The organism is Exiguobacterium sp. USCH10, from assembly GCF_037619445.1.
Classification (GTDB): Bacteria; Bacillota; Bacilli; order Exiguobacteriales; family Exiguobacteriaceae; genus Exiguobacterium; species Exiguobacterium aestuarii_A.
The window spans coordinates 23,342-46,061 of the sequence record NZ_JAQPZO010000012.1 but is presented as its reverse complement, the minus strand read 5'-3'; the positions used below and the strand labels follow the sequence as shown (position 1 = coordinate 46,061).

The 22,720-nt window shown below is 50.2% G+C and carries 43 protein-coding genes; 40 read left to right on the top strand and 3 right to left on the bottom strand.

Going from position 1 to position 22,720, the window contains the following annotated elements; translation table 11 throughout:
* Positions 1 to 64: 64 nt before the first annotated feature.
* Positions 65 to 1,426 carry a DUF4041 domain-containing protein gene (locus PQI28_RS13935; RefSeq protein ID WP_339963696.1) on the bottom strand — a complete coding sequence of 454 codons (1,362 nt, stop codon included), beginning with the start codon at positions 1,424 to 1,426 and terminating at the stop codon, positions 65 to 67.
* 448 nt (positions 1,427 to 1,874) lie between these two features.
* Between PQI28_RS13935 and PQI28_RS13930 the strand changes: the two genes are divergently transcribed.
* On the top strand, positions 1,875 to 2,039 hold the full coding sequence (locus PQI28_RS13930; protein ID WP_339963695.1) for a hypothetical protein: 165 nt from the start codon (positions 1,875 to 1,877) through the stop codon (positions 2,037 to 2,039).
* A gap of 15 nt (positions 2,040 to 2,054) precedes the next feature.
* On the opposite strand, the gene PQI28_RS13925 is transcribed toward PQI28_RS13930, so the two are convergent.
* Positions 2,055 to 2,441, bottom strand: a complete 387-nt coding sequence (locus PQI28_RS13925) for a helix-turn-helix domain-containing protein (protein ID WP_339963694.1) — start codon at positions 2,439 to 2,441, stop codon at positions 2,055 to 2,057.
* Between the two features lie 153 nt (positions 2,442 to 2,594).
* Here PQI28_RS13925 and PQI28_RS13920 point away from each other — a divergent pair, with 153 nt between their 5' ends.
* From PQI28_RS13920 to PQI28_RS13890, 7 genes are all read left to right on the top strand, one after another.
* On the top strand, positions 2,595 to 2,810 hold the full coding sequence (locus tag PQI28_RS13920; protein WP_339963693.1) for a helix-turn-helix transcriptional regulator: 216 nt from the start codon (positions 2,595 to 2,597) through the stop codon (positions 2,808 to 2,810).
* 55 nt (positions 2,811 to 2,865) lie between these two features.
* Positions 2,866 to 3,597 carry a phage regulatory protein/antirepressor Ant gene (locus PQI28_RS13915; RefSeq protein ID WP_339963692.1) on the top strand — a complete coding sequence of 244 codons (732 nt, stop codon included), beginning with the start codon at positions 2,866 to 2,868 and terminating at the stop codon, positions 3,595 to 3,597.
* Between the two features lie 85 nt (positions 3,598 to 3,682).
* Complete coding sequence (locus tag PQI28_RS13910) at positions 3,683 to 4,081, top strand: hypothetical protein (protein WP_339963691.1); 399 nt, start codon at positions 3,683 to 3,685, stop codon at positions 4,079 to 4,081.
* 21 nt (positions 4,082 to 4,102) lie between these two features.
* On the top strand, positions 4,103 to 4,381 hold the full coding sequence (locus PQI28_RS13905; RefSeq protein WP_275060462.1) for a group-specific protein: 279 nt from the start codon (positions 4,103 to 4,105) through the stop codon (positions 4,379 to 4,381).
* 96 nt (positions 4,382 to 4,477) lie between these two features.
* Entirely contained in the window at positions 4,478 to 4,678 is a 201-nt protein-coding gene (locus PQI28_RS13900; protein WP_339963690.1) for a hypothetical protein, read from the top strand.
* Positions 4,678 to 5,157: a hypothetical protein gene (locus tag PQI28_RS13895; protein ID WP_339963689.1), complete on the top strand. Its 480-nt coding sequence runs from the start codon at positions 4,678 to 4,680 to the stop codon at positions 5,155 to 5,157. The genes PQI28_RS13900 and PQI28_RS13895 overlap by 1 nt, the downstream gene beginning before the upstream one ends.
* Positions 5,158 to 5,221: 64 nt before the next feature.
* Positions 5,222 to 5,614, top strand: coding sequence for a hypothetical protein (locus PQI28_RS13890; protein WP_339963688.1), 393 nt, complete (start codon positions 5,222 to 5,224; stop codon positions 5,612 to 5,614).
* Between the two features lie 3 nt (positions 5,615 to 5,617).
* Here the strand turns inward: PQI28_RS13890 and PQI28_RS13885 are convergent, their stop codons facing one another.
* A complete protein-coding gene (locus tag PQI28_RS13885) occupies positions 5,618 to 6,073 on the bottom strand; it encodes a hypothetical protein (RefSeq protein ID WP_339963687.1) in 456 nt (151 codons plus the stop codon).
* A gap of 73 nt (positions 6,074 to 6,146) precedes the next feature.
* On the opposite strand from PQI28_RS13885, the gene PQI28_RS13880 reads away from it, so the two are divergent.
* The 32 genes from PQI28_RS13880 to PQI28_RS13725 all read left to right on the top strand — a co-directional run bounded on the left by PQI28_RS13880 (position 6,147) and on the right by PQI28_RS13725 (position 22,720).
* Positions 6,147 to 6,395 (top strand): hypothetical protein, encoded by a 249-nt coding sequence (locus PQI28_RS13880; RefSeq protein ID WP_339963686.1) that lies wholly within the window; start codon positions 6,147 to 6,149, stop codon positions 6,393 to 6,395.
* Positions 6,370 to 6,744, top strand: a complete 375-nt coding sequence (locus PQI28_RS13875) for a hypothetical protein (RefSeq protein ID WP_339963685.1) — start codon at positions 6,370 to 6,372, stop codon at positions 6,742 to 6,744. The genes PQI28_RS13880 and PQI28_RS13875 overlap by 26 nt, the downstream gene beginning before the upstream one ends.
* Complete coding sequence (locus PQI28_RS13870; RefSeq protein WP_339963684.1) at positions 6,741 to 7,184, top strand: single-stranded DNA-binding protein; 444 nt, start codon at positions 6,741 to 6,743, stop codon at positions 7,182 to 7,184. The genes PQI28_RS13875 and PQI28_RS13870 overlap by 4 nt, the downstream gene beginning before the upstream one ends.
* A gap of 41 nt (positions 7,185 to 7,225) precedes the next feature.
* Positions 7,226 to 8,233, top strand: a complete 1,008-nt coding sequence (locus PQI28_RS13865) for a DnaD domain protein (RefSeq protein ID WP_339963683.1) — start codon at positions 7,226 to 7,228, stop codon at positions 8,231 to 8,233.
* Positions 8,230 to 8,379, top strand: coding sequence for a hypothetical protein (locus PQI28_RS13860; protein ID WP_161777551.1), 150 nt, complete (start codon positions 8,230 to 8,232; stop codon positions 8,377 to 8,379). Before PQI28_RS13865 ends, PQI28_RS13860 begins: the two co-directional genes overlap by 4 nt.
* Positions 8,376 to 8,705 carry a hypothetical protein gene (locus PQI28_RS13855; protein WP_339963682.1) on the top strand — a complete coding sequence of 110 codons (330 nt, stop codon included), beginning with the start codon at positions 8,376 to 8,378 and terminating at the stop codon, positions 8,703 to 8,705. The genes PQI28_RS13860 and PQI28_RS13855 overlap by 4 nt, the downstream gene beginning before the upstream one ends.
* A gap of 127 nt (positions 8,706 to 8,832) precedes the next feature.
* Complete coding sequence (locus PQI28_RS13850) at positions 8,833 to 9,087, top strand: hypothetical protein (protein ID WP_339963681.1); 255 nt, start codon at positions 8,833 to 8,835, stop codon at positions 9,085 to 9,087.
* A gap of 158 nt (positions 9,088 to 9,245) precedes the next feature.
* Positions 9,246 to 9,704, top strand: a complete 459-nt coding sequence (locus PQI28_RS13845; protein WP_339963680.1) for a hypothetical protein — start codon at positions 9,246 to 9,248, stop codon at positions 9,702 to 9,704.
* Positions 9,701 to 10,243 carry a Holliday junction resolvase RecU gene (locus tag PQI28_RS13840; RefSeq protein ID WP_339963679.1) on the top strand — a complete coding sequence of 181 codons (543 nt, stop codon included), beginning with the start codon at positions 9,701 to 9,703 and terminating at the stop codon, positions 10,241 to 10,243. Before PQI28_RS13845 ends, PQI28_RS13840 begins: the two co-directional genes overlap by 4 nt.
* A 165-nt stretch (positions 10,244 to 10,408) precedes the next feature.
* Positions 10,409 to 10,915, top strand: a complete 507-nt coding sequence (locus tag PQI28_RS13835; protein WP_339963678.1) for a dUTP diphosphatase — start codon at positions 10,409 to 10,411, stop codon at positions 10,913 to 10,915.
* A gap of 16 nt (positions 10,916 to 10,931) precedes the next feature.
* On the top strand, positions 10,932 to 11,060 hold the full coding sequence (locus PQI28_RS13830) for a hypothetical protein (RefSeq protein ID WP_339963677.1): 129 nt from the start codon (positions 10,932 to 10,934) through the stop codon (positions 11,058 to 11,060).
* Positions 11,051 to 11,326, top strand: coding sequence for a hypothetical protein (locus tag PQI28_RS13825; protein WP_339963676.1), 276 nt, complete (start codon positions 11,051 to 11,053; stop codon positions 11,324 to 11,326). Before PQI28_RS13830 ends, PQI28_RS13825 begins: the two co-directional genes overlap by 10 nt.
* Positions 11,229 to 11,540 carry a hypothetical protein gene (locus PQI28_RS13820; RefSeq protein ID WP_339963675.1) on the top strand — a complete coding sequence of 104 codons (312 nt, stop codon included), beginning with the start codon at positions 11,229 to 11,231 and terminating at the stop codon, positions 11,538 to 11,540. Before PQI28_RS13825 ends, PQI28_RS13820 begins: the two co-directional genes overlap by 98 nt.
* Positions 11,537 to 11,764: a hypothetical protein gene (locus PQI28_RS13815; RefSeq protein ID WP_339963674.1), complete on the top strand. Its 228-nt coding sequence runs from the start codon at positions 11,537 to 11,539 to the stop codon at positions 11,762 to 11,764. Before PQI28_RS13820 ends, PQI28_RS13815 begins: the two co-directional genes overlap by 4 nt.
* Entirely contained in the window at positions 11,761 to 12,150 is a 390-nt protein-coding gene (locus tag PQI28_RS13810; RefSeq protein WP_339963673.1) for a hypothetical protein, read from the top strand. The genes PQI28_RS13815 and PQI28_RS13810 overlap by 4 nt, the downstream gene beginning before the upstream one ends.
* A 68-nt stretch (positions 12,151 to 12,218) precedes the next feature.
* Entirely contained in the window at positions 12,219 to 12,491 is a 273-nt protein-coding gene (locus PQI28_RS13805) for a hypothetical protein (protein WP_339963672.1), read from the top strand.
* A 42-nt stretch (positions 12,492 to 12,533) separates the two neighbouring features.
* Positions 12,534 to 12,743 carry a hypothetical protein gene (locus tag PQI28_RS13800; protein WP_339963671.1) on the top strand — a complete coding sequence of 70 codons (210 nt, stop codon included), beginning with the start codon at positions 12,534 to 12,536 and terminating at the stop codon, positions 12,741 to 12,743.
* Positions 12,691 to 13,089 (top strand): YopX family protein, encoded by a 399-nt coding sequence (locus PQI28_RS13795; RefSeq protein WP_339963670.1) that lies wholly within the window; start codon positions 12,691 to 12,693, stop codon positions 13,087 to 13,089. The genes PQI28_RS13800 and PQI28_RS13795 overlap by 53 nt, the downstream gene beginning before the upstream one ends.
* A gap of 22 nt (positions 13,090 to 13,111) precedes the next feature.
* Positions 13,112 to 13,300, top strand: coding sequence for a hypothetical protein (locus PQI28_RS13790; protein ID WP_339963669.1), 189 nt, complete (start codon positions 13,112 to 13,114; stop codon positions 13,298 to 13,300).
* Between the two features lie 28 nt (positions 13,301 to 13,328).
* Positions 13,329 to 13,793 (top strand): hypothetical protein, encoded by a 465-nt coding sequence (locus tag PQI28_RS13785; RefSeq protein ID WP_339963668.1) that lies wholly within the window; start codon positions 13,329 to 13,331, stop codon positions 13,791 to 13,793.
* A gap of 68 nt (positions 13,794 to 13,861) precedes the next feature.
* Positions 13,862 to 14,191, top strand: a complete 330-nt coding sequence (locus PQI28_RS13780; protein ID WP_339963667.1) for a hypothetical protein — start codon at positions 13,862 to 13,864, stop codon at positions 14,189 to 14,191.
* Positions 14,184 to 14,498: a hypothetical protein gene (locus tag PQI28_RS13775; protein ID WP_339963666.1), complete on the top strand. Its 315-nt coding sequence runs from the start codon at positions 14,184 to 14,186 to the stop codon at positions 14,496 to 14,498. The genes PQI28_RS13780 and PQI28_RS13775 overlap by 8 nt, the downstream gene beginning before the upstream one ends.
* Positions 14,485 to 15,000, top strand: a complete 516-nt coding sequence (locus tag PQI28_RS13770; RefSeq protein WP_339963665.1) for a hypothetical protein — start codon at positions 14,485 to 14,487, stop codon at positions 14,998 to 15,000. The genes PQI28_RS13775 and PQI28_RS13770 overlap by 14 nt, the downstream gene beginning before the upstream one ends.
* A gap of 313 nt (positions 15,001 to 15,313) precedes the next feature.
* Positions 15,314 to 15,451, top strand: a complete 138-nt coding sequence (locus tag PQI28_RS13765; RefSeq protein ID WP_339963664.1) for a hypothetical protein — start codon at positions 15,314 to 15,316, stop codon at positions 15,449 to 15,451.
* Positions 15,452 to 15,609: 158 nt separating this feature from the next.
* Positions 15,610 to 16,203 carry a hypothetical protein gene (locus PQI28_RS13760; RefSeq protein ID WP_339963663.1) on the top strand — a complete coding sequence of 198 codons (594 nt, stop codon included), beginning with the start codon at positions 15,610 to 15,612 and terminating at the stop codon, positions 16,201 to 16,203.
* Positions 16,181 to 17,977, top strand: a complete 1,797-nt coding sequence (locus PQI28_RS13755) for a phage terminase large subunit family protein (protein ID WP_339963662.1) — start codon at positions 16,181 to 16,183, stop codon at positions 17,975 to 17,977. The genes PQI28_RS13760 and PQI28_RS13755 overlap by 23 nt, the downstream gene beginning before the upstream one ends.
* Positions 17,978 to 18,214, top strand: a complete 237-nt coding sequence (locus PQI28_RS13750) for a DUF6148 family protein (RefSeq protein WP_339963661.1) — start codon at positions 17,978 to 17,980, stop codon at positions 18,212 to 18,214.
* Positions 18,215 to 18,232: 18 nt separating this feature from the next.
* Complete coding sequence (locus PQI28_RS13745; protein ID WP_339963660.1) at positions 18,233 to 19,804, top strand: phage portal protein; 1,572 nt, start codon at positions 18,233 to 18,235, stop codon at positions 19,802 to 19,804.
* 16 nt (positions 19,805 to 19,820) lie between these two features.
* The gene (locus tag PQI28_RS13740; protein WP_339963659.1) at positions 19,821 to 20,909 is read left to right on the top strand and encodes a head maturation protease, ClpP-related; all 1,089 of its coding nucleotides are present in this window, start codon (positions 19,821 to 19,823) and stop codon (positions 20,907 to 20,909) included.
* Between the two features lie 2 nt (positions 20,910 to 20,911).
* A complete protein-coding gene (locus PQI28_RS13735; RefSeq protein ID WP_339963658.1) occupies positions 20,912 to 21,283 on the top strand; it encodes a head decoration protein in 372 nt (123 codons plus the stop codon).
* 18 nt (positions 21,284 to 21,301) lie between these two features.
* Positions 21,302 to 22,339 carry a major capsid protein gene (locus tag PQI28_RS13730; protein ID WP_339963657.1) on the top strand — a complete coding sequence of 346 codons (1,038 nt, stop codon included), beginning with the start codon at positions 21,302 to 21,304 and terminating at the stop codon, positions 22,337 to 22,339.
* A gap of 3 nt (positions 22,340 to 22,342) precedes the next feature.
* Entirely contained in the window at positions 22,343 to 22,720 is a 378-nt protein-coding gene (locus PQI28_RS13725; protein ID WP_339963656.1) for a hypothetical protein, read from the top strand.

Here is a 22,720-nt window from a genome sequence, read left to right as displayed (position 1 = left end):
TCAGCATAATATGTCCTTAAGTCGATTTATACTAAAAAAGACGCCCGAAGGCGCCTTACTTTATTTAATTGGAGACAGCGGCTTCGCTTTCCGACAAAATTTGAAGGGTGCGGTTGTATTCTTCAGCCTGAGCAAGTTTCGTAATCTCCAACGTCTGATCGAACTCTTGTTTAATGACGTCAGCGACCTCATCGATGTTGACCTTGAAGAACTCCTTGCGGAAGTTGACCTGGTTCACGCGACGGTCGGCGAAACGTTTGTGCAGCTTGTTCTCGAGGTTAGGTGCGTCCTCCGAGAAGATGAGGGCGTGGATGTCGAAGGTGAACGGTACCGACGCGCTACCAAGCTCGCGAATCCGGTCGAGTGGTTCAAGACGACGCGTCATCCCGATTTTATAGACATGTTCCCCGAATGAACCGATGTTCGAGATGACATAGACGTAACCTGCACGCGTGTTCTTCTCACGGTTTTCGATATCACCTTTGATTTCCTCGACTTCTTGAAGTTTCGCCTCAAGTTCCGCAATCTTAGCCTCTAAAGCAGTACGCTCTGATTCGCTCGCATTCTCGATCTTAGTACGTACAGCAAGTAGAGCGGCCTTGAAGTGAGTCTCTTCTTTCTCGACCTTTTTACGTGCTTCTTCGATTTCCTTCAAGACACGAGCCTCTTCACGCATTTGCTCTTTGATGGCTTGTTGCTCTTCCTTCTCCTCCTGTTTTTTCACGCGGTACCTATGCATGATTTGAAGCTCTTGGAGTTTCAGTTTGAGGTACTCGTCCGTCATGAAAACAGACTGCATGTCGGTCAACGAGTTCAGTTGCTTGAAGCTCTTCGCGATCTTGTCGATCGATCGGTCGTGGTTCGTATGCTTCACGCCGGCGATGATGACATCACACTCGTTGTTGAAGGCTCGTAAGATCAACTTGATTGTGTCATTCACGAACTCTTTGCCTTTCTTCTTATCGCCGTCAACAGTATAAGCACTCGGGTGTGTGGTAGCGCGTTTCTCTTTGATCAATGCCTTCTGCTTCGCACGCACCGCGTCCAGTTTTGCCTTCAACATCTCGGACGTGTCTTCATCTGTAAGGTAACGGGGAGGAGAGTATAGACCGTGTTCTAGTGCGGACAGTCGACCTTCGTACTCGTTGATGCTTAGCCCAAGCTGGTCCCGTTGTTTCTTCAATTTCTCGATGTCGGTCTCGAGAGCCTTTCGCTCTCTCTGAACCTCATTTTTATATTTTTGTAGTTCATTGCGCAGTTCTTCCTGCTTGACCAGGTTATGTTGTTCGATGCTTTCAATCTCTTTCTTGAGGTCGATATAACGTACCTCTTCCTTCGTCAGCTCGATCCGTTCGATCTCTTTCGTCAAGCGCTCGACTTCTTCGCGATTCTTGCGAGCGTTCATGATATCTTGCCACCAACCCATATCATTCATCTCCTTTGAAAATACATATTTGCTATTACATAGAAAAGGAACGAGGAATGAAGTTCAGCCTCGTTCAGTCGACAAACTTATAAAATCACTATTAAATTGTAACATGTAAGAATATGGTAGACCTTATTTTCAAATGAGAATCGTTCGACAAAATACTGACATTTATGGGACATTGTCGAACATCTCAACTTGTCTCAGTAGGAAAAATGGTTGAAAATATTTTGTGTTCGGTTCATACTGAGAACAAGAAAACAGAACAAACGTTCTCTTTTACGTTAGTTGTTACAAATAACGAATTACAAAAGTATTTAATTTGTTGACAATGTCAACAGATATGTATTAAAATATTACATTTTTTATTGACCGAGTATTCTGAGGATGTTATCTTATGATTGTTGAACAATACATGAACGGTCGTTCGTAAACGGAGGGGTTTCTTTTGGCTGGCAGCGATTATATGAGTTGTTATTTGAGCACGAAAACTGGACTCGTTAAACTGGTGGGTAAGAAAGATATCGAACTAGGAAAAATCATCTTCTATCGGCTCGATGAGATTCCCCAAAAAGACGTATTGGAAAACAAAGATAAAACATTAAAGCGATGACGCCTGTGGATGGCGTCATCGCTTTTTCTTTTCTGATTCAATTTGGTAATTAACGAAATCAATGATGGAATCAATTTTTTCCTTGCTAAGGCTCTTTAGTTCTTCATTCGAAAAATGAAGGCCGATAATATCCTCTTCTTCCGATCTCTTATTGATGTATTCCTCAAGTGTCATGTCTGGATCATCGATTCTTCCTAATAGATAATCAAACGAAACATTTAATCGCTCAGAAATTTTTATTAGTTTTTCTTCATTGGGAAAACTAACGCCGTTTTCATAATTTGAAATAGTACCTTTCGATACATCGATTACCTTGGCTAATTCTTCTTGAGAAATCTTTCGAGCTTTTCTTGCACTTCTAAGTCTTTCCCCAAACATACACGTCCCTCCAGAAACAATCATCATATCTTCCTCCTTATAGAGTACAAGTTTTTTGTATAGAGCGGAACAGTTCGAAAAGAAAGTACAAGAAAATTGGTTTTTAGTATTGACGTACAAGATGTTTGAACTTAATATAAAGGTACAAGGTTCTTGGACGAAAGGCGGTGATGAAAAATGGTAAGTACTAAAAATGAAACTTTAATCGAACTTAGAAAATCTCTTGAAATGAACCAAGAGGAGTTCGGTAACTACTTAGGCGTTGCGAAATCAACAGTCTCTTATTGGGAAAATGGTGGCACGCCAAGTGGTAAGCGTATTGTGGACGTCTCGAGAAAATTAGGTCTGAACTTCGGACAATATTTTTTTGGGAATCATGTTCAAGAATCTTGAATAAAGATACTATATATTACCCGTTTTCCTATTAACTCATACAGGAGGTAACGCAGTGAACCAACTTGTTCAAGTTCGTGATGGGAAGGTGATTACGAATTCAATCATCGTCCACGAAACCTTTGGCAAACGACACGATAACGTGATTCGAGATATCGAGAGCTTAAAAAAAGATCTCCTCAATTTTGAGGAGATGTTTAATCCGACGTTTGAATACGATAGTTACGGACGAAAACGAAAAATTTATGAAATGACTAGAGACGGTTGGGTGCTATTAGTCATGGGTTTCACCGGATCGCAAGCTTTGAAATTTAAATTGAAATACATCGAGGCATTCAACAGTATGGAGTCCCAACTATCACGACGACAGGATGGCATGGTCGCCCTACCCCAAGATTACAAATCAGCATTGATTGCGTTGGTTGAACAGGTCGAGAGAAGTGAACAACTCGCCGCAACGGTAGAAGAGCAAAAACCGAAAGTGGAATACCACGACAGTGTACTTAAAAGAAAAGGATTCATCACTGCTACAAATATTGCGAAAGACCTCGGTATGAGTGCCTCTGCGTTGAACAGCTTACTCAATGAATACGGAGTGCAATACAAGCGTAGTGGGTGTTGGTATTTGTACGCCAAATATGACCACTTCATCGAAACCGGAATAGCAGACTATCACATTAATGAATGGGGTCAAACACTCAAATGGAGCGAAGAAGGTCGAAAATGGATTATCGACTTACTTAATCGTAAACGAGACGAGCAAAAGAGAATGGAATTGGATTTGTAAATCCATAAATGCATCGGTCTAAGAGTAACTTAGGTCGTCAAGACTAACTTTTCGTTAGGGTTACGTCGAAAGGAGGTGACAAGACATGAAAGAGATGAATTTCAATCCAGAGACGGCACTACACGACTTCGAGGACTGGCTCATCGACACGAAACTACGCGAAGGGGTTCGCGGAGTTGATTTCCTCGCCACAATGATTGTCCCGATGACCGAGAGGCATCAAGATTACAACCGTTTCATGGTGAGGAAGTTTAAGGTGATCCATCCCCATGAGCGCATCGAGTCGATGTTATACGCCTCTTTGAATTATCGGTACGACCACGACTCATTTCATAGGAAGTGGGGGTTCAACTTCGGAATCGTTCAAGAACACGCCTTATGGTCGCTGCAGAAAATCAAGGCGATTTCTTCAAATCAATACATTGATGCCTTGGAAGTGGTTGATTCGATTATTAAGCAATCCATCGTGGATGACGAATGGTAACAAGCAGAAAGGAGGGTCGACATGCTACAGATCCATATCGACGAGAACGAGATTCTCGACATCGCCAAGGCGCAGATCCGTCAGCACATCGAACAGACGCACGCCGACGTGTTCCTCTGGGACATGGAGGAACTGTGCCGCCAGACGAACCTCAGCAAGTCGTTCATCTTGAAATCGTTCTTCTATGAGGAGGACTTCCCGAAATATCGGGCCGGCACCAAATGGCTCATGGTAGGAGAAGAGGTGAGGGCGTTTTTGAAGGACTGGCTCAGACGCCAGGACAAGAATCTGAACAAATAAAAAACCGCGTCGTCCAAAACGGACAACACGGCTACACATAAACCTGAACAGTTCAAGTGTAGCACGGGCGGCGCAAGTTGAAAAGGAGAGGGCAACATGCATCTGCAACAAAAACTGGATACCATCCGTTATGGGCTTATGATGACGGCGCTCGGGTCAGTAATTTGGCTCATGGCCACGATGAACGCACGCTTCGAATATTGGGTCATCCCCGCCGTCGCGTTCGTCATGAGTACCGTGTTCTACGGGGCGCTACACATGATCGATGAGGATATAGAGGAAGGGGCGAGCGAGTGATGGAGAAACGGGAACCGCAATTGGACCCTAAGTTTTATGAACCAATCGATGGTCGAGAGGCATTGCTTCGTATCGCCAACGGGCTAGAAATCTTCAACTCATTTGGAACACGTTATTTCTTCGATGAGAACGGGATCTTCTCGGAGCAGAAGGTCGGGAAGCCATACGCGGATTTCGGGCAACTCCCGGTCTCTGTCGTACTCGGTGGCACATGGTACATCAGACGGGCATTCAACGTTCGCGAGCAACTGGTGAGACGCCCGAACGAATGGGTCGGGAAATTCAAACGGCTCGGTGGCTGGTATGTGGTGAGGTTCGACACTGAATCGATGCGAGTCGTGAGGGCTCGTCTATCCTCTGACACGGCAGTCGGCATCGGAACCTATCCGAAGCGTTATGGCGATGTGCGTGCCGAGGATCTAAATGATTGCATCCCATTGAACTACGTTAGACCGCCAAAGGAGGTGTACGAAGATTGAGCGCAACACACGAGTTCCTTATGCTCCATCCGCTTGAATATCCAAACAAGGGAGGAAATTGAAAATGAAACAACTTAGCCAGAATTTAGATGACTTACTCGATGCAATTCAACAAAAAGCTTCGGAACCATATCTAGCAACTTCTGAAGCTCTCGAAGAAATGAGTGATGAAGAAGTCGCGCAATACATCAATGACTTGATGAGAGCATTACCCTCAAGAGTGAACATGAGAAAACCGATCACGCTTATGCGCAATCGGCTTAAAGAAATAGTGTCAAATAATGAAATCCCAGAAGTCATTAAAGAAGAACTGACCTTACAGCTCGTAAAAGATTTTGAAAATGCGAACCGCAAGTACGAAGTGAGTCACCAAAGGTGGCAACGGCGTTATCCAAGTACACCTCTGGGTGAAAACTTCTTCGAGAACAGCGGAGGCGTGTCTGTGAATAAGCAATAATCTTTATTTGTCCAAGAACGCCAATACTTGAATATTATCAGGCAAATGAATGAATGGAATTTTCACTTTCCCATCGATGCTCTCAACATCATAAAGGAATGAAGTGAGCGTTTCATCCTTAAATTCATATGACTGAATGATCTGATTTGCAGCTGCAAAAACTTTTTCATTATGATCTTTGTCGTTTGCGCCAATCTTGAAAATGCGATCTGGGAGAGCCTGCCTACATTGCAAGAATGAATCAGCTTTAACACTATCGTAGATAATTCGGATTCGCGAATTATAACCATAATCTGTTTCTAAGTATGGGGTGTCTTGTTCGTCATACTTTAAGAAATTTCCATACCAAAGACTACCGTTAAATTGGACTAAGCATTTGAATTCTCGTCCTGGTCTATTTACAGAATTTGCAGTCCACACGAGAAACTCTAAAACTTGCGCTTGAGTAACTGTATACATGATATCACCTCCTCTCTGGAGGATTATACCATCTATATTAAGTATTAACATATTTTGTAAAGGGAGGATCGACATGCAGACACACGAACCTGAACAACTCGAACGACTCTATGCCAACGTCAATCGGCTCGTCGAACTAGCGGCAGACCTGGACGATATCCAGCAGGAACTGAAGACGATGTCACGAGAACGCGGGAAACGTCGAGGCTATTACTCACTCACCATCGCACAGAAGCAGGTGGACAATTTGGTCAATGGCATCCAGCGCGAAATCAATGAGATAGAGGGTGGAACGCATGAACTCGCTCAATCTACGACGTAAGCATCAGAACATGCCGCGGATGAGCCGGCATCGCCTACGGATCCACAACAACAAGCTCGTCGAACAGCTCCACGCCTCTGGCATGGATGGCAGCCACACCATGCGACGTGATGACGGCATCGTCTGGCTCTATCTCAAGAGGACGGACGGGAACGTGAAGCGGGTGAAAGAACGCATCCGTGAGTATGAGCTCGAGAACGGTGTCGAATATGAGCTGTTGGTGAACCCGAAAGGCTTCAACCCGAACCACAACTGGGTCTGGGTCGTGCCGAAGCACGAGACCTTCTACCGAGAAGGGGACGAACAATACGAGGCGGACACCGCCGGAAAGAAAGTAGGGAGTCAATGATCAACCGAGTCGTACTAGTGGGAAGGCTCGCACGCGAGCCGGAAATGCGATACACCCAGTCAGGTATCGCCGTGACCCGTTTCACGCTCGCCTGTGACCGACCATTCAGCGGACAGGACGGGAAACGGGAGGCGGACTTCATCGACTGTGTCGTCTGGCGCAAACAGGCGGAGAACGTATCGAAGTATCTATCGAAAGGGAGTATGGCCGGAGTCGACGGCCGTCTCCAGATCAGCAGTTACGAAGGACAGGACGGACAGAAGCGATATCGCGCAGAAGTGGTCGCTGACAGCGTACGTTTCCTGAGCTCGAAAGGGGACGCAGGTCGCGACAGTGCACCGCCACCGAAGGACGATGAAGCTCCGCCTGCAAAAGGTGGATTTGACCAACAATCGTTTTCTGGCGGCATCGACCTCTCAGAAGATGACCTCCCCTTCTAATTATCAAAACAGGTTTTAGACAAAAGAATGGAGTGGACGAAATGGCAGTTTATAGACAGATCCGCATCGACTTCTGGCAAGACGAGATGGTCGTGGAATTGTCGGCGGAAGACAAATACTTCTTCCTTTATCTCATGACCAACAACAAGACATCACAATGCGGCGTGTACCGCATCAACCGGCGGGTGATGGCGTTCGACCTCGGTTGGGACGTCTCACAGGTCGACAAGTTGCTCGAACGGTTCGTCCAGTACGGCAAGATCGGTTACAACCGAGACAATGACGAAATCATGATTTCCAACTGGCTCAAGTACAACAAGGCGACGTCGCCGAAGGTGGCAAAAGTCGTCTCACAAGAGCTCGAAAAGATTAAAACCGTCGAATTCAAGGACGCGGTCATCTGTCAATGCGAAAAATTCGGATACCCTATCGATACTGTATCGATACCGGGCGAAACCAGTCCGTCAAAAAAGGATAACGGTATCGATAGTGGTTCTCCGAACGAAAAATACCCTATGGATACCGAACCGCAAAAAGAAAAAGAAAAAGAAGAAGAAGAAGAAAAAGAAGAAGAAAAAGAACAACCACAACAACAAGAAAAAGAGAAACCGACAAATGATGCGGTGGTGGCGGTTCAACTGAGCGATGTGGTCGCCTTCTTCGAACAGAACATCAGCACGGCGACACCTTACGTCATCGGAGAGCTCGAGGAGATGATCAAGGAGTCCTCATACGAAGCGGTACGCTATGCTCTCGAGGAGGCGGTCGCCCGAGAACGACGCTCGCTCAACTACGTCAAGCGCATCGTCGACCGTTGCATCGCCCAGAAGCTGTTCACGTTCGAACTCATCCGCTTAGAAGAGTCGCGTCGTCAACAGCGCCAGTGTGGCACGAACCCCGACGCCAAGACACCGGAATGGCTCGCCGAGGAAGAACGCGAGTCACGCGAACATGCCGCCCGTAAGAAGGCGGAACTGGAAGCCGAGGTTCCAGATGACTCGGAAATCGAGAAGCTCATGTCCGAACTGAAGGGCGGGGCGACCGCTTGACGCAAGACCGCAACGACCGAATCGAATCACTGGAACGCGAGATGCGGCGCTATGAGGCGAAGGGTGACGATGTCGTCGCCCGATGCCTGCGCCACTTCTCGGAACAGCTCAAACAAATCGAACGGAACAGGAGTGAACGAACATGAGAGCAGCAGAGATGGATCCGCACGTCTCCTACCTCGCCTTCGAGGGTGAGACACCAAGACGCATCATGCGGGACGCGAAAGGACAGGTCTTCTCGTTCGAGTGGGTGGACCTCGGATATAAAGTGGACGGAAAGACGGTATCGGCCATGATCCCTGTCCTCCTGTCGGCGAACGGACAGCTCGGCGGGGACTACCGCATCGAGCGCAAGTGGAAGAACAAGGACGTGTTCGACTACCCGGTCACGTCCGGACGGGCGGCCCTGACGATGCCACGGGCGGCCGAGCGCATCGTGAAATATCAGATGGCGGCAGGGAACCCGCTATGAGAACCTCATACATCGTCGAACAAGACGCCGAGCAGTCGCAATATCTCGAATCACGGGCAAGTCAACGCAAGACACTACATCGCATCCAGTCGCAAATCAGTAGGCAAAGGCGGAAAGGGGTCAAGGCATGGGCGGCATCGTTTATCGCAAAGTGGAGGGGGACACGGTCCATCTGATCATCGTGTCCAAGGACATCACACGGCATCGCGTCGAGGGAGGTGTACTGGTCCACGTCGAGAACTGGCTTTGCCCGATCGAAACGGCAGAGCTGCTCTATCGGGAACAGGACGAATGGTCGCTCGACGGGGAACCGTACCGATCGGTGGTGACGAGATGGAAAGAAAAACACGAGGCGCGAAACCGAGGCGCCCGGACAGAGTAGTGAGGTACAAGGGCACTAAAGAACAATATCTGACGAGGATAGAAGGCACGCAGGTTGTCCATCAGTACATACCATATGCCACACATCAGGAAACGCAGCGACTCGTCGACCAAGGGTGGAGACGCCTATCAATCTAGCAGACAAAGGAGCAGGGGTGAATGGACCATATCGTCGACCAAAAACTATCGAAGACAGCGCGGAACATCGCGGAGCAGAAGCTGAACAACTTCTACACGCTCCCGATCCGCATCGACCACTTGGAGAGCCGACTGGTCACCGCGACGACACCGAACTATCAGACGAGCGAGGGGCAGAGCCACAAGGCTCCCTCGTCTCCCGTCGAGAAGGCGGTGCTCGCCAAGGAGGAACTCGACCATGCGCTTGCCGAACTGTCCGAGCTCGTCTATCTCCGGAAGCTACTCGAGGAGACGCAGCCGGAACTGATCCGCATCTGGGATTTACGATTCCGGAAGGGGTTACGCAACACCGACGCCATCGTCATCCAGGAGCTCGGCTATGGCAACAGACAGAGCTACTTCAACGACCGGGACGCATTGCTCGGCAGGGTCGCCGACGTGTTCGGGCTGTGGGACGACCTGAGAGGTGGGAAACCATGAAGATCAGTCCACGAAACCGCGGGCAGCGATTCGAGCAGATGGTCGATCTGGCCAACCACACGTATCGGCTCAAACGGATCGCCCACGTCCGGAAGACGTTCCCAGAGTCGAAGATCCAGCGGGACAAGAAAGGGACAATCCAGAAGCACTGGTTCGAGCGCTCCGGCGGGCTCGACTACATGGGCACCGTAAACGGACGGTTCATCGCATTCGACGCCAAGTCGACGCGGAAAAACTATCTGTCCGTCGGCAAGGTGTCTGACGAGCAATACACGGAACTGAGACGCGTGCTCGACTTCGGCGGGGTGTCGTTCCTACTCGTCCACTTCGAACTCCATAGTGAGACATACCTTCTGGAGGCTGAGGACGCCCTCAGGTGGCGCAACAGCACCGAGCGTAAGTCTATCCCTATCGAATGGTTCCGCGAGCGTCAGACGCACCGTATTTACAGCCGGAACGGCATCATCCTCGATTACCTCGACCCGATAACCGAGGAACTTGCATTCAAATCAACCAAATCACACACATCGGAGGACTAAATCATGCACAAACACATCGACCTGAACAACTTCGCGGAAGGGGCATTGCTCGAACGCATCCTCATCATCTGATCGGCACGACCGACAACTTTATCCCCGGCTCTAACCGAATCGGGGATTTCTTCTACCCGAAAACCGAAAACAGGCTCAGAAAGGGGTCCAATCATGGCAGAAATGATACTGACACGCGAGCTGTTCCGTCACATGTGCGAGGAACAGGAGAAGCTCGACACACACATCTATCGAACACGCGAAACGAAGGCTCCGTCACTGAAATCGCTCGACATCGCTTATACGAACGAAGCGAACGAGGCAATCAAAGAGCTCCAGAACGACTGGAAGTGGTGGACGCTGAAGGACCGGAACCGCGAACGGTTCATCAAAGAGGTCGCCGATTGTTTCCACTTCGTCGCGAGCATGGCAAACCAGACACGGACCGTCGGCTATTGCTATGCGGCCATCGACCATGAATATCAGAAGGTGTCCCGCATCTCACGTGAGTGCTATCCGCATGAGGACATCTTCTACAAAGCGGTCAAAGGGACGATCCAGGAATCCATCGCCTCGCTGATCGCCATCTCGGAAGCGCTTGGCGCCACGACCGACGAGATCATGACCGCGTTCGAGGACTCGCTCGAGAAGAACTACGGCCGGATGGCGACAGGTTACTGAGATGGGTGTGCTGCTGATGTGGTCAGGGGTGCTCGCAGTCCTATATGGTGCGCTGAACGGGATGGACGTCCTTTCCGTATTCACACTTCTGACGCTCATCGGTATGCATGTCGACCGGAAGGAGGAACGTGAACGATGGGGATGACACCGGACTGGAAGATGTATCGGGTGCACTACCTCGAGGACGGGACGGAACAGTCGTTCGTGACCGTATCCGACGGGGAGTCGGGCTGTCGACGGAACTTAAAACTCCTCAGGGGAGACGGTGCACGATTCATGCTAAACGAGATATGGCAGAGAGGAGAGGGAAGAGATGGCGGAACAACTGAACCGGCAACAACGCCGGAAGCAGGAGCGAGAATTCCAGTCGAAGCGGAAGAGCGCTTTGAGCAAGCGGTACTCTGGGACTGAGGTGCAGAAGATTGTGTTCCAGACGATGCTCGACACGTTCGAGGCGTCGAAGTCGATGCATCATGAGGCGATGCTGCAGGCGACCGAAAAAGTGAAAGGGGTCGGACCAGAACGGACGAGGCAACTGATCGAGCATTTCGATGAGGCGTTCGACGAATCCATCCAAGAGAAGGCGAAGGCGTTCTTGAACGGCACGATCGGTCGGCGCTCATGAGCATCTATACACTTCTGATCGTGGTGATGTTGCTGGCGATGGCTTTCGAAAGGCGGGTTATTTTCCGCCTGTTATTGATTGTGATGGCGTGTTTTCTGTTGATGGATGCATTAAAAAACGATGACGATTCCCTATTGGTCATGATCATGTCAATGGTCGCATCCATCTTGTTGATCGAGGCGACGCGCTGGAAGAAAGAGAAAGATAAGGGGATGAATCCATGAAGAAACCAAAACCGGTTACGGTCGAGCGGATCGATGAAATCCTGCAATGGATGGACGAGGGCGCGAGTTTCGACGAGGCAATCAATGATGATCGTGAACTAGAACAAATCTTGAATCTTGCGAGATACGGCGCCCGGTTGAAGAATGATGAATCTATGGCGAATGCGGATGGTCCGACAGAGAAGTTCAGTATGTTTGAGAGCCAAGTAAAGACCGTTTCGGACGGTGTGCTCCAAGCCATTTTGGACAACATCAAGGTGCGTATCGGTGATGCGGTGATTGACCAGAACAAGCCATACGAGCGCGAGCAACTCTTCAAGGCAAGAATCGTTTTAGATGAAATGAACGAACGGCTGGAAGTATCGAACGAATTCATGTCTATCTGATCAATTGACGGATGGTTTTTTATCAGATTTAGCAAAGCGAAAATAAATTATACAGGAGGATGATTGACATGTTTACAGCGACGGAATGGGCTACACGTGTCAGTAACATCGAAGTGATTGCTAGTATGTCGATGGGGCGTACTACCATATGGGAGACGCGAATCCATCACAAGGACAAAGACGATAAAGACACCGTTATTACAAAGTATTTGTTATGTAGCGACTTAAAGAAAGCCGGTGCGATAAAACGCGCTAACTCATATACCAAAGGTGAAGAATGGCTAAACACGGAGGAAGGAAAAGTGTTTGCGATTCAGTCTCCGAACTGGAAGCTGTTTTAACCCATCAATCAAATAATAATTTCCACGGACGGAGGACATCGCATGAAGCAACTGGCAGACCGTATGAAGCTGTTGAAGCACGAAGTCACGATGTATGACGAGATGATCCGATTGTTACAGGCGGAACGGGAGACGAGGGCACTCGAACTCGAATCCCTCTCGAGCCGCTATGAATCGATGACCGACAAGGAGGGCGTATATGAACGACATCAGTTTCAGAGCATGGCACAACGAACGCGAATGGATGTATGAGGTCACGAGCATCAGTTTCAAAACTGCGACCGTCGGGATTGAATATGACGGCATCACTGAAAGAGTTTCTACAAACGAAGTCGTCCTATTACCGTTCACCGGACTGATGGATACAAATGGTAGACGTATATATAAAGGTGACATTGTTATTGCGTGGTCCCAAGGCGTGTGTGGGAAATTCGAAGTTTCTTTAAGTCGAGAAGGTTCACCGGGTTGGATTCTAGGCTGCGGTCGAAGAGACGGGGTTTCATGGAATTTACACGGACAGAAACAATCGGACGGTTCGTACAAGGATGATGTTGAAGTTGTTGGAAACATTTACGAGAATCCCGGATTTCTAGATTAATAAAATTTGGAGGATTATAGAAATGCCGAAATATATGATTCATGCAACTGTCGTCGCTTCGAAATACATTGGAGAATACGAAGCAGAAACAGAAGAACGGGCAATTGAAATGGCTTGGAAAGATGCCCATGTATCGATTTGTCATCAATGTTCAGGCGAAGTTGATGAACCGCAAATTGACGAACTTCACGCGGAAAAGGTTGACCAATAAAATTATGAATTTCAGGAGGCTGAACAATATGATTCAAATTCTCGGGAACAACTTAGCAAAGGCTATTGAAGATTACGACATCAAAGCCACATTAAAATATAAGACGGATAGAGACGATCTCGGTCGATTCGATCGCCAGTTCGAGGTGTGGGAGCTGACTGAAGAAGAATGTAATAAAATTGACGCGATTCCGGAAGATGTCTGGTTCGAGAGAAAGTATGGCTGGTATCGTTTCGGCGAACGGAACACGAATCCTTCAGGTGTGCCATATGTCGTAAACGGTCATGAGATGCTCGGGTATGAATCATGGTCTTCAGAAGAAGACGAGGATGACGAAGATGATACGAATGAACCTGAAAAGTTCAAGCACTTCATGCAATACCTTGAAGAAGTCGAGAACTTGAGTTCAGACCTCAACATCGCAGTAACTGCCATCACACTGGCTCAGTACAATGGTCTTACGCTTGCAGATTTCATGTCGAAATATTATTGAACCACTGTAAACCGATAAACATTGTATTGAAATCAAACGGTACATAATACCAGCAGAGGAGGAAGTTCATGAACGCAGTAACCGACACACCGGTCATTCAGACCCACCAAACAGCGAACCAACACAAGACATCGGCTTGTACGTCCATCCGACCGCCCAAGTCGACGATCGTCCAAGACTGGCATATCGAGGGCAGACATCCCTCGATGGCCATCGGGGTCAACCCGGTCTATGCGGAATGGCTCAAGCAATCGAAGGCAAGGCCTGGTGACGTGATCGACATCATTGGGTATCAGCTCTATCGCCGTCGCAAGGGGCTACAGATGGAGAGCACGTTCCGTCATATTATTTCACATACAGCCAATCCAACAGAAAAAGAGGTGTCTTGCCGTGAATAATCACGAGAAGGATGCAATAGCCACATTCGTGAGTCAAGTGGTGAAAGCTGTTAAAAGCATCATGGATCTCGCGTCGAAGTTGTGGAGCAAGATTAAGGAGTGTTACGACATCGCGACCTCACATGCGATTGGCTCAGAGAAGAAACTACCGCAGTATATCCGAATCCCTTCACACACAGAGCGGACATTCCGACAGTCGTCGGGGTCGCACATCGGCAACTCACTCAAGATCGAGCGAGCGCATCAGACGGACCAAAGACACCCGGCACTCAGACGAATCGGAGGAATCAGACATGGGAAAGGCTAATAAACTTTTTGGCAGACGTGAACTGAAAGTCGTCGGCAAGATTATGCTACTGTACATATGCTTCAGCATCATATGGATCATGCACGAATGGTTTGCATACCGGTCGCTCAATATGGATGTAGCGGACTCTGTGGCGGCGGGACTGTTGGCATACTTCATCGTCATCACGTCGGAGTATAACGCATACCTGAAGTTGGCCCGGCAGAACCTCGAGGCTCATCAAACAGCGGTCGCCGACCTGAACGACATCATACTCCGCCAGAAAAAAGTGATTGCCGAGCAGAACAAAACAATGCTCCGGTTGGGAACGATTACCGCCCGGAAAAAAGATATCGCCTCAGAGAAAATGATATCGGCGCTAGAACGATATGCCGACCCCGAATATTATTCTATCCTGAATGATAGGGATGTTTTCGAGGGCGGCGAGGACGAAGAGTTGAGCCCAGTCGGGTCATTGGCACGTCAGACAATAGACCGAACGAAAAACATGATACGGATTTGATACGATTTTGATACGGATATGATACGGATTTGATACTCCACCCTTTGAAAAGCGTGTGATAATTGGGTTGTAGAGGAGCGTACACACGCCGCAAGTGACCGCGTCTCCTCGCCGTTCACTCAAAATTAAATAGTCCCTCTGGTCGTAGGGACACACTCAAGCCATCGAGCGGATTCGATGGCTTTTTGTATGCATCAACGACCAGGCGAGTACGTCCTCCCCTTCGGTAGCGGCTGAGCACCCCCGAACTTGGTCGCAAGACCTGATGGCTCGTCTGGTGTTTGATGTAAATAAAGAATGAGGAGGAATCGACATGAGAAAGTACGGTGCCGAGTTCTATCAGATCAAGTGGACGATCCATTCGATGCGAAAAGACAAGCGGACGGGCCCGACCCGTATCCGGAAACGGAGCAAGTGGGCGAACTACCTGTGGGACGAACGAAATCGTTAATGACCCTATCAAAAAAAGTAAAAGGTACTGGGGGAAATATAAAATATAGCCGCGGGTGCTGCGAGGCCCACGGAAGCGCTAGTTTTTTTCGCTAAAAGTTCGTTTCGCTTTCGTCTTGTCGTTCTTGGGAAATAATCGTTGGAAGGGAGGTTGAAGCCTTGGCACGCAAGGATTCAGAGAAAAACACATATATCGTCACCACAGCCGAAATAAGCGAAATCTTCGGGATTTCAACGCGAAGGGTGCAGCAATTGGCGAAGGATGGTGTGTTCGTCCGTGTCGGTCATGGTCAATTCGACCTTCCGGCGTCGGTGAATTCGTTCATCGAGTACCGTCTGGACGACACAAAAGACGAGGGAGTCCTCGACAAAACGACAGAAGAGGCAAAATGGACCCGTGCCCGACGTGAGAAAACGGAGCTCGAACTTCAAATCATGCGAGGTGATCTGCATCGATCAGAAGATGTGAGGCGCGTTATGAATGATATGATGGGCGCGTTCCGGGCGAGAATCCTCTCCATCCCTTCGAAATTCGCACCGCAATTGGTCGGATTGACTGAAATTCCACCGATCAAAGAGGTTTTGAAGCGAGGGGTGTATGAAGCGCTGGAAGAACTGTCTGATTATGACCCGATGGTCTTCTACGACATCAGCAAGGACAAGATGCTGCTAGAAGATGCGGACGAGGTCACTTCCATCGACGACGAGCTGAACGGGGAGCCGGTGCGCCATGACGGCAAGCCGAAAAAGTAAAAGCACCGAGAGTCTGTTCCGTGACATCGTCAAGAACGCGATTGCGCCGCCACCAGATCTGACAGTGTCCGAGTGGGCAGACGCCTATCGTAAACTTTCGTCGGAATCGTCGGCCGAACCGGGGCAATGGCGCACAGATCGTGCGCCGTATCAACGCGAAATCATGGATGCGGTCAACGATCCGGAGTATGAGAAGATTGTCATCATGTCGAGTGCGCAAGTCGGGAAGACCGAGCTCATCTTGAACACGCTCGGCTACCATGTCGACTTTGACCCGGGTCCGATCTTGGTCGTGCAACCGACGGTCGCGCTCGCCCAATCGTTCTCGAAAGAACGTCTGGCGCCGATGATTCGGGACACCCCGGCCATCAAACATAAGATCGCCGATGCGAAGAGCCGCGACTCCGGGAATACGACACTTCAAAAATCATTCCCTGGAGGCTACATCGTTTTAGCGGGAGCCAATGCACCGTCCGGACTCGCATCACGTCCGATCCGAATCCTTTTGGCCGATGAGATTGACCGATTCCCGGTATCGGCAGGGACCGAGGGTGACCCGTTGTCGCTCGCCGAGAAGCGGACGAACAACTTTTATAACCGAAAAAAGATTTTCGTGTCGACACCGACCATCAAAGGGGCTTCGCGTATCGAGAAAGAGTACGAGCTCTCGACGATGGAGGAATGGACGCTATCCTGCCCGTCATGTGGCGAATACCAACCACTCAAATGGGCACAAATCCATTTCGACAGCGAGTCGATGTCCTGCAGTTGCTGTGGATCGCTCCATGACGAATACGAGTGGAAACGCCGACCTGGTAAATGGGTCGCGCGGAACCCTGAGGCGCGAAGCCGGGGCTTTCACCTGAACGAGCTCGCCTCCCCCTGGAAAAAGTGGCGGGAAATCATCAACGATTTCCTCGACGCAAAAAAGAAAGGGCAGGAGGCAATGAAGGTATGGGTCAACACCTCGCTAGGCGAGACGTGGGAGGAAGAGACGGAGGAGGTCGACACCGACGTCCTCGAGAATCGCCGTGAAGATTATGGTGCCGAAGTACCAGATCGAGTGAAAATATTGACCGCAGCGGTCGACACGCAGGACGACCGTTTCGAGGTCGAAGTGGTCGGTTGGGGTGCAGGGCGAGAATCGTGGGGGATTGAGTATCACGTCATTCATGGCGACCTCAAAACCGAGCGTCCGTGGCAGGAGCTTGACGAGTACCTCTCGAGAACCTGGTCAAAAGCGGACGGGAAACGGTTCGGCATCGCCGCAACCTGTATGGACTCCGGTGGTCACTTCACCGGTGAGGTCTATCGCTTCACGAAAGCGCGTGAGAGTCGCCGGATTTACGCCATCAAGGGGCGTTCCGACGCGAAGGGGCAATACACACCCCTCATCGCAGGGTATACTCGACCGAAACCGGTCAAAGCTATTTTGTTTAGCCTCGGTGTCTCCGAAGGCAAGTCGCGCGTCATGTCGAACATCCGTGTCTCAGAGGTCGGTCCGAACTATTGCCACTTCCCTGAAGGGCGCGGCTATGACGGGAACTACTTCTTGGGACTGACGGCGGAGGCGCTCGTGACGAAATATGAGAAAGGCGTCCCGTATAAGGTCTGGAAGAAGATCCGAAGCCGAAACGAGCCACTCGACTTACGGGTGTACAATACGGCAGCGTTAGAGATCTTGAATCCGGACTTGAATTCCGAGCGGGAATACACAATCGGTACCGCACGTAAGAAGAAGAAACGGCGGACATCATCGAAAGGGGTGACGTAATTGAATGAATTAACTGGGGTCATGACCCTGCAACGTGCCAAGACGCATCTCGAGGCATGGTATCAGGCGGACCTTGCCGTCTCGACAGGGAAAAGTTACACCATCGGCTCTCGGTCGCTCACCCGTGCGGACATGGATGATATTCGACAGCAAATCAAATACTGGGAAGGGCGGGTGGCCGCCTTGTCGACGAAACCAAGACGACGGGCAAAACGTATCGTGCCACGCGACCTATGAAGGGGGTGAACCATTGATATGAACTGGATAGACAAGACCGTCGCGTATTTCAACCCGGCGAAGGCGTTGAAACGCGAACGGGACCGGCAACTTCTGACGGTCATGAACCGCGGATACGGGAATCATGGCGCCAGTAGCCGAAAGAGCAGCATGGCGGGGTGGGTCACGCAGAACGGGTCGGTCATCGATGACATCGAGAAGAACATCCCGAAACTCAGGGAACGTTCGCGAGACCTCTTCATGGGAGCACCACTCGCAACGGGTGCTTTGAAGACGATGCGGACGAACGTCATCGGTTCGGGTTTGCGACTCAATGCGCAAGTGGATGCCGATTATCTCGGCATGACGACCGAAGAGGCGGACATTTGGGAGACGAAGGTAGAGCGTGAGTTCAACCTTTGGGCCGAATCGATCCACTGCGACATGCAGCGGATGAACAATTTCTATCAATTGCAAGGACTGGCATTCCTCTCGTGGCTTATGAGCGGGGATGTTTTTTGTTTGCTCCCGATCAAGCCGAGGGCGGGGATGCCGTATGACCTGCGTATCCAGCTGATCGAGTCCGACCGTGTAAACAGTCCGGACGTCCTTGACCTTTCGCACGGAAATCCGAAAGTATTGAACGGGGTCGAAATCGACGGGGACGGCGAGGTCATCGCCTATCACATCTCCGAACGTCACCCGGGCGCCTATGCGCTCGAACAGAACAAGCGCGTCCGTATCGAGAAGTTCGGACGAAACACAGGGCGACCGAACATCCTCCACCTCATCGAGATGGAACGACCCGAACAGCGGCGCGGTGTCCCGTTGCTCGCACCAGTCATCGAGACGATGAAACAACTTGCTCGTTATTCGGATGCCGAACTGATGGCAGCGGTCGTCAATGCGCTCTACTCGGTGTTCATCACGTCAGAGGCGGATTCGGGCGATGGTTCGGACCCGTTCAGTTCCATCCCTGAAGAGGATGAGGTGGACTCGGACAACGACACCACGATCGAACTCGGACCCGGAACGGTCCATTTCCTCGGCGAGAACGAAAAGATTCAGGAAGCGACACCAGGTCGACCGAACGCGAACTTCGACTCGTTTGTCACGTCGATGTGTCGTCAGATCGGTGCAGCGCTCGAGATTCCGTACGAGGTGTTGCTGAAGAACTTCACGTCCTCTTACTCCGCATCGCGTGGGGCATTGCTCGAGGCGTGGAAGATGTTCAAAATGAGACGACAATGGATGGCAGAGGGATTTTGTCAGCCGATCTATGAAGAATTTTTGAGCGAGGCAATCGCGAAGGGGCGAATCGACGCACCCGGTTATTTCATCGACCCGATGATTCGGAAAGCCTATAGCGGGGCCGAGTGGAACGGACCGTCACAGGGACAACTCGACCCACTCAAAGAAGTGAACGCCGCAGAGAAGCGCGTCGAGAACGGATTCACGACCCGTTCTGCAGAAACTGTCGCACTCGGAGGCGGCGATTGGTTCCGAAACCACTCGCTTCGCATTCGCGAGGAACAGGCTCGGCGAGAGGCGGGAATGGCATCCGGCGTCCCTGACCAAACCGTGGAGTCGGACGAGGAAGATGAGACCTGAAAGGAGGTGAGTAGGAATGAAGATTAACATCAAGGGCGCCATCATCTCGAACGATGAGGCGTGGATCTATGAGTGGTTCGGTATCGACCATACGACGCCGAAGATGGTGTCTGACGCCATCCAGGACTTATCTGATGAGGACATCATCGTCGAAATCAATAGCCCGGGTGGCTCTGTGTTCGACGCCTCCGAGATTTATACGGCATTGATGTCGCATAAAGGGAACGTCGAGGTCCATATTGTTGGTCTTGCGGCGAGCGCCGCCTCCATCATCGCGATGGCAGGAGACAACGTCTTGATGTCCCCGACGGCACAGATGATGATCCATAACGCGTCGAGTATCCAAATGGGCGACCACCGAGACATGAAGCACACGGCCGACTTCCTGAAAGGGATCGACCGCACGATCTCGAACGCTTATGCGAAAAAGACAGGGTTGTCGAACGAAAAGTTGCTCGACATGATGTCAAAGGAGACGTGGCTAACACCTAATCAGGCAAAAGAACACGGGTTCATCGACGCGGTCATGTTCGAGAATGAGGCGCCGAAAGTCGTCGCCAACCTGAATGACCTGGCCACTGGATTGTTACCGCAACGCGTGATCGATAAATTGCGCAACGAGATGCCTAATATGTTGAAAGTGACCAATCAATCCGAACCACAACCCAAACCAAACAATGAAACGGAGGAAGACGAAATCATGAACCTAGAGGATTTGAAGAACAATCATCCTGACGTCTATCAACAAATCTTGAATCTCGGGATTGCCGAGGGCGTCAAAAACGAAAACGAACGAATCAAGAATATCGATTCGTTGAAGAAACCTGCAGGCATCAAGAATGAGGAGTTCCAGCAAATCATGAACGATGCAAAGGCAGACGTGAACGCCAATGCAGGAGAGGTCGCAATGAAGATCCTCAACCAGGCGGCCGAGGCGGATGCGACGAACCGACAGAACTACCTTGATAACCGACAACAGGATGCGAACCCGATCAACCAGGTCAAAGGGACGCACGGTGGAGACGGGGCTCAAGGTGATGGCGACGAGGTCAAACAGGCTGCCAATAAGATCGCCGAGAAATTCGGCAAAAAGGGAGGTAAATGAGCATGTTCCAACTAGTGAATGATGCGGGTGAACAGAAATTCGATGAACTCATCTTCGATGATAAGATTCCGTTCGTGACCAAATCGGTCAAATTAAAACAGGGGCAAGGCGTACTCCAACGAGGCACCGTGCTCGGGATTGTCACTGCAACGGGTGAGGCGGTCGTCGTAGATTCGGCGAGTACGGACGGGTCGCAGGAAGCGGACTGCATCCTGGCAGACACGATCGACACGACGGACGGCGTGGTGTCTTATGTCGCCTATGCTTCAGGACGATTCAACCGTAAAGCGTTGATTGTCGGTGGTGCAGACTCGGCGGAGGACCATGAGTCACGCCTCCGTGAATTAGGTATTTATTTGAAAGATAAGATGTGAGAGGGAGGATAAACAGACATGGACTTTTCAAACACTTTAACTCTATTGCAGGCAGTCGAGCAGATGCCGCCGGCCCGTTCGTTCTTGAAAGACACATTCTTCCCTGGTGAAGAGACGTTCTTGACGGAGGAAGTGCTTCTCGACATTCGTAAAGGCAATCAAAAGATGGCGCCGTTCGTGGCACCGCGCGTCGGTGGTGTGACAATGGAGCGTCAAGGATTCCAGACGACTAAATACACGGCTCCTCGCATCGCCCCGCAACGCGTGACGACGATTGACGACATCAAAAAACGCGGTTTCGGTGAATCAATCGTGAGCGCACGGACGCCGGAAGACCGTCAGGCAGAACTTGTTGCGAAAGACTTGCAAGAACTGGATGCGATGATCACACGCCGCGAAGAATGGATGGCAGCACAAGTCTTGTTCTTCGGAAGTGCGATCTTGAAAGGCTACGTCGATTTCGAGAGCAAGAACTTCGTCGAACAACAGATTGACTATAAGTTCACGAATACCGAGACACTTACGCTCACAGACCGTTGGGGTGAAGGGGCGGACATCTATTCCGATCTCGAAGAATGGCGTTTGGAGATCATCCAAAAGACGGGTATCGCACCTGAAGTCGTCGTACTCGGTCGTCAAGCGGCTATCAAAGTCCGCAACGATGAGAAGATGCAAAAACTCCTCGACATCCGAAACATGAATTTCGGTCAGATCGAGCCGTCGGTCCGCGGAGACGGCACTACCTTCATCGGTCGCCTTCCTGGTCTCGGGCTAGACTTGGTGACATATGATGCCTGGTATCTCGATGAAGATAACGTGTCGAAACCGTTCGTTCCAGAAGACCGAATCCTCATGGCACCTGCCGCACTCGGCACGTTCGCATACGGGGCAATCACGCAGATGGAGCAGGACGAGAGCTTCATGACGTATGAAGGGTCACGCGTCCCGAAAATGTGGGCAGATCGTGCGAACGAAGTGAAAATGATGCGCGTCAGCAGCCGCCCACTGCCGAAACCGAACGACGTCGATGCTTGGTTCGTCGCGAAGGTGGTGTAACGGATGCCCCAATTAGAGTTCCTTACACACACACGTTATCAAGGAGAGCGATTTCGTAAAGGTGACATCGTGGAGTTGAGTGAGAAGGACGTCAAGTTCTTGGTCGCAAACGGTCTCGCAGTCGTACACGTCGCTCTTGACGAAGAATCGACCGATGTCGGGACGGACGAGGTAGGTTCAACGGACCGGGTACCAGAAAAAATCGAATTGGCCAAACAAATCGACGAAGAATGGAAATTGGACGAGTTACGCGACGATATGGACGAGGTCGGCATCGTAGGCATCGACAAATCACTCAAAAAGGCGGACTTGATCGAGGCAATCATCGAGAGCGGTCAGGCACAGAAGCTGTTGGACATGCTCGAAGACGAAACGGAGTGA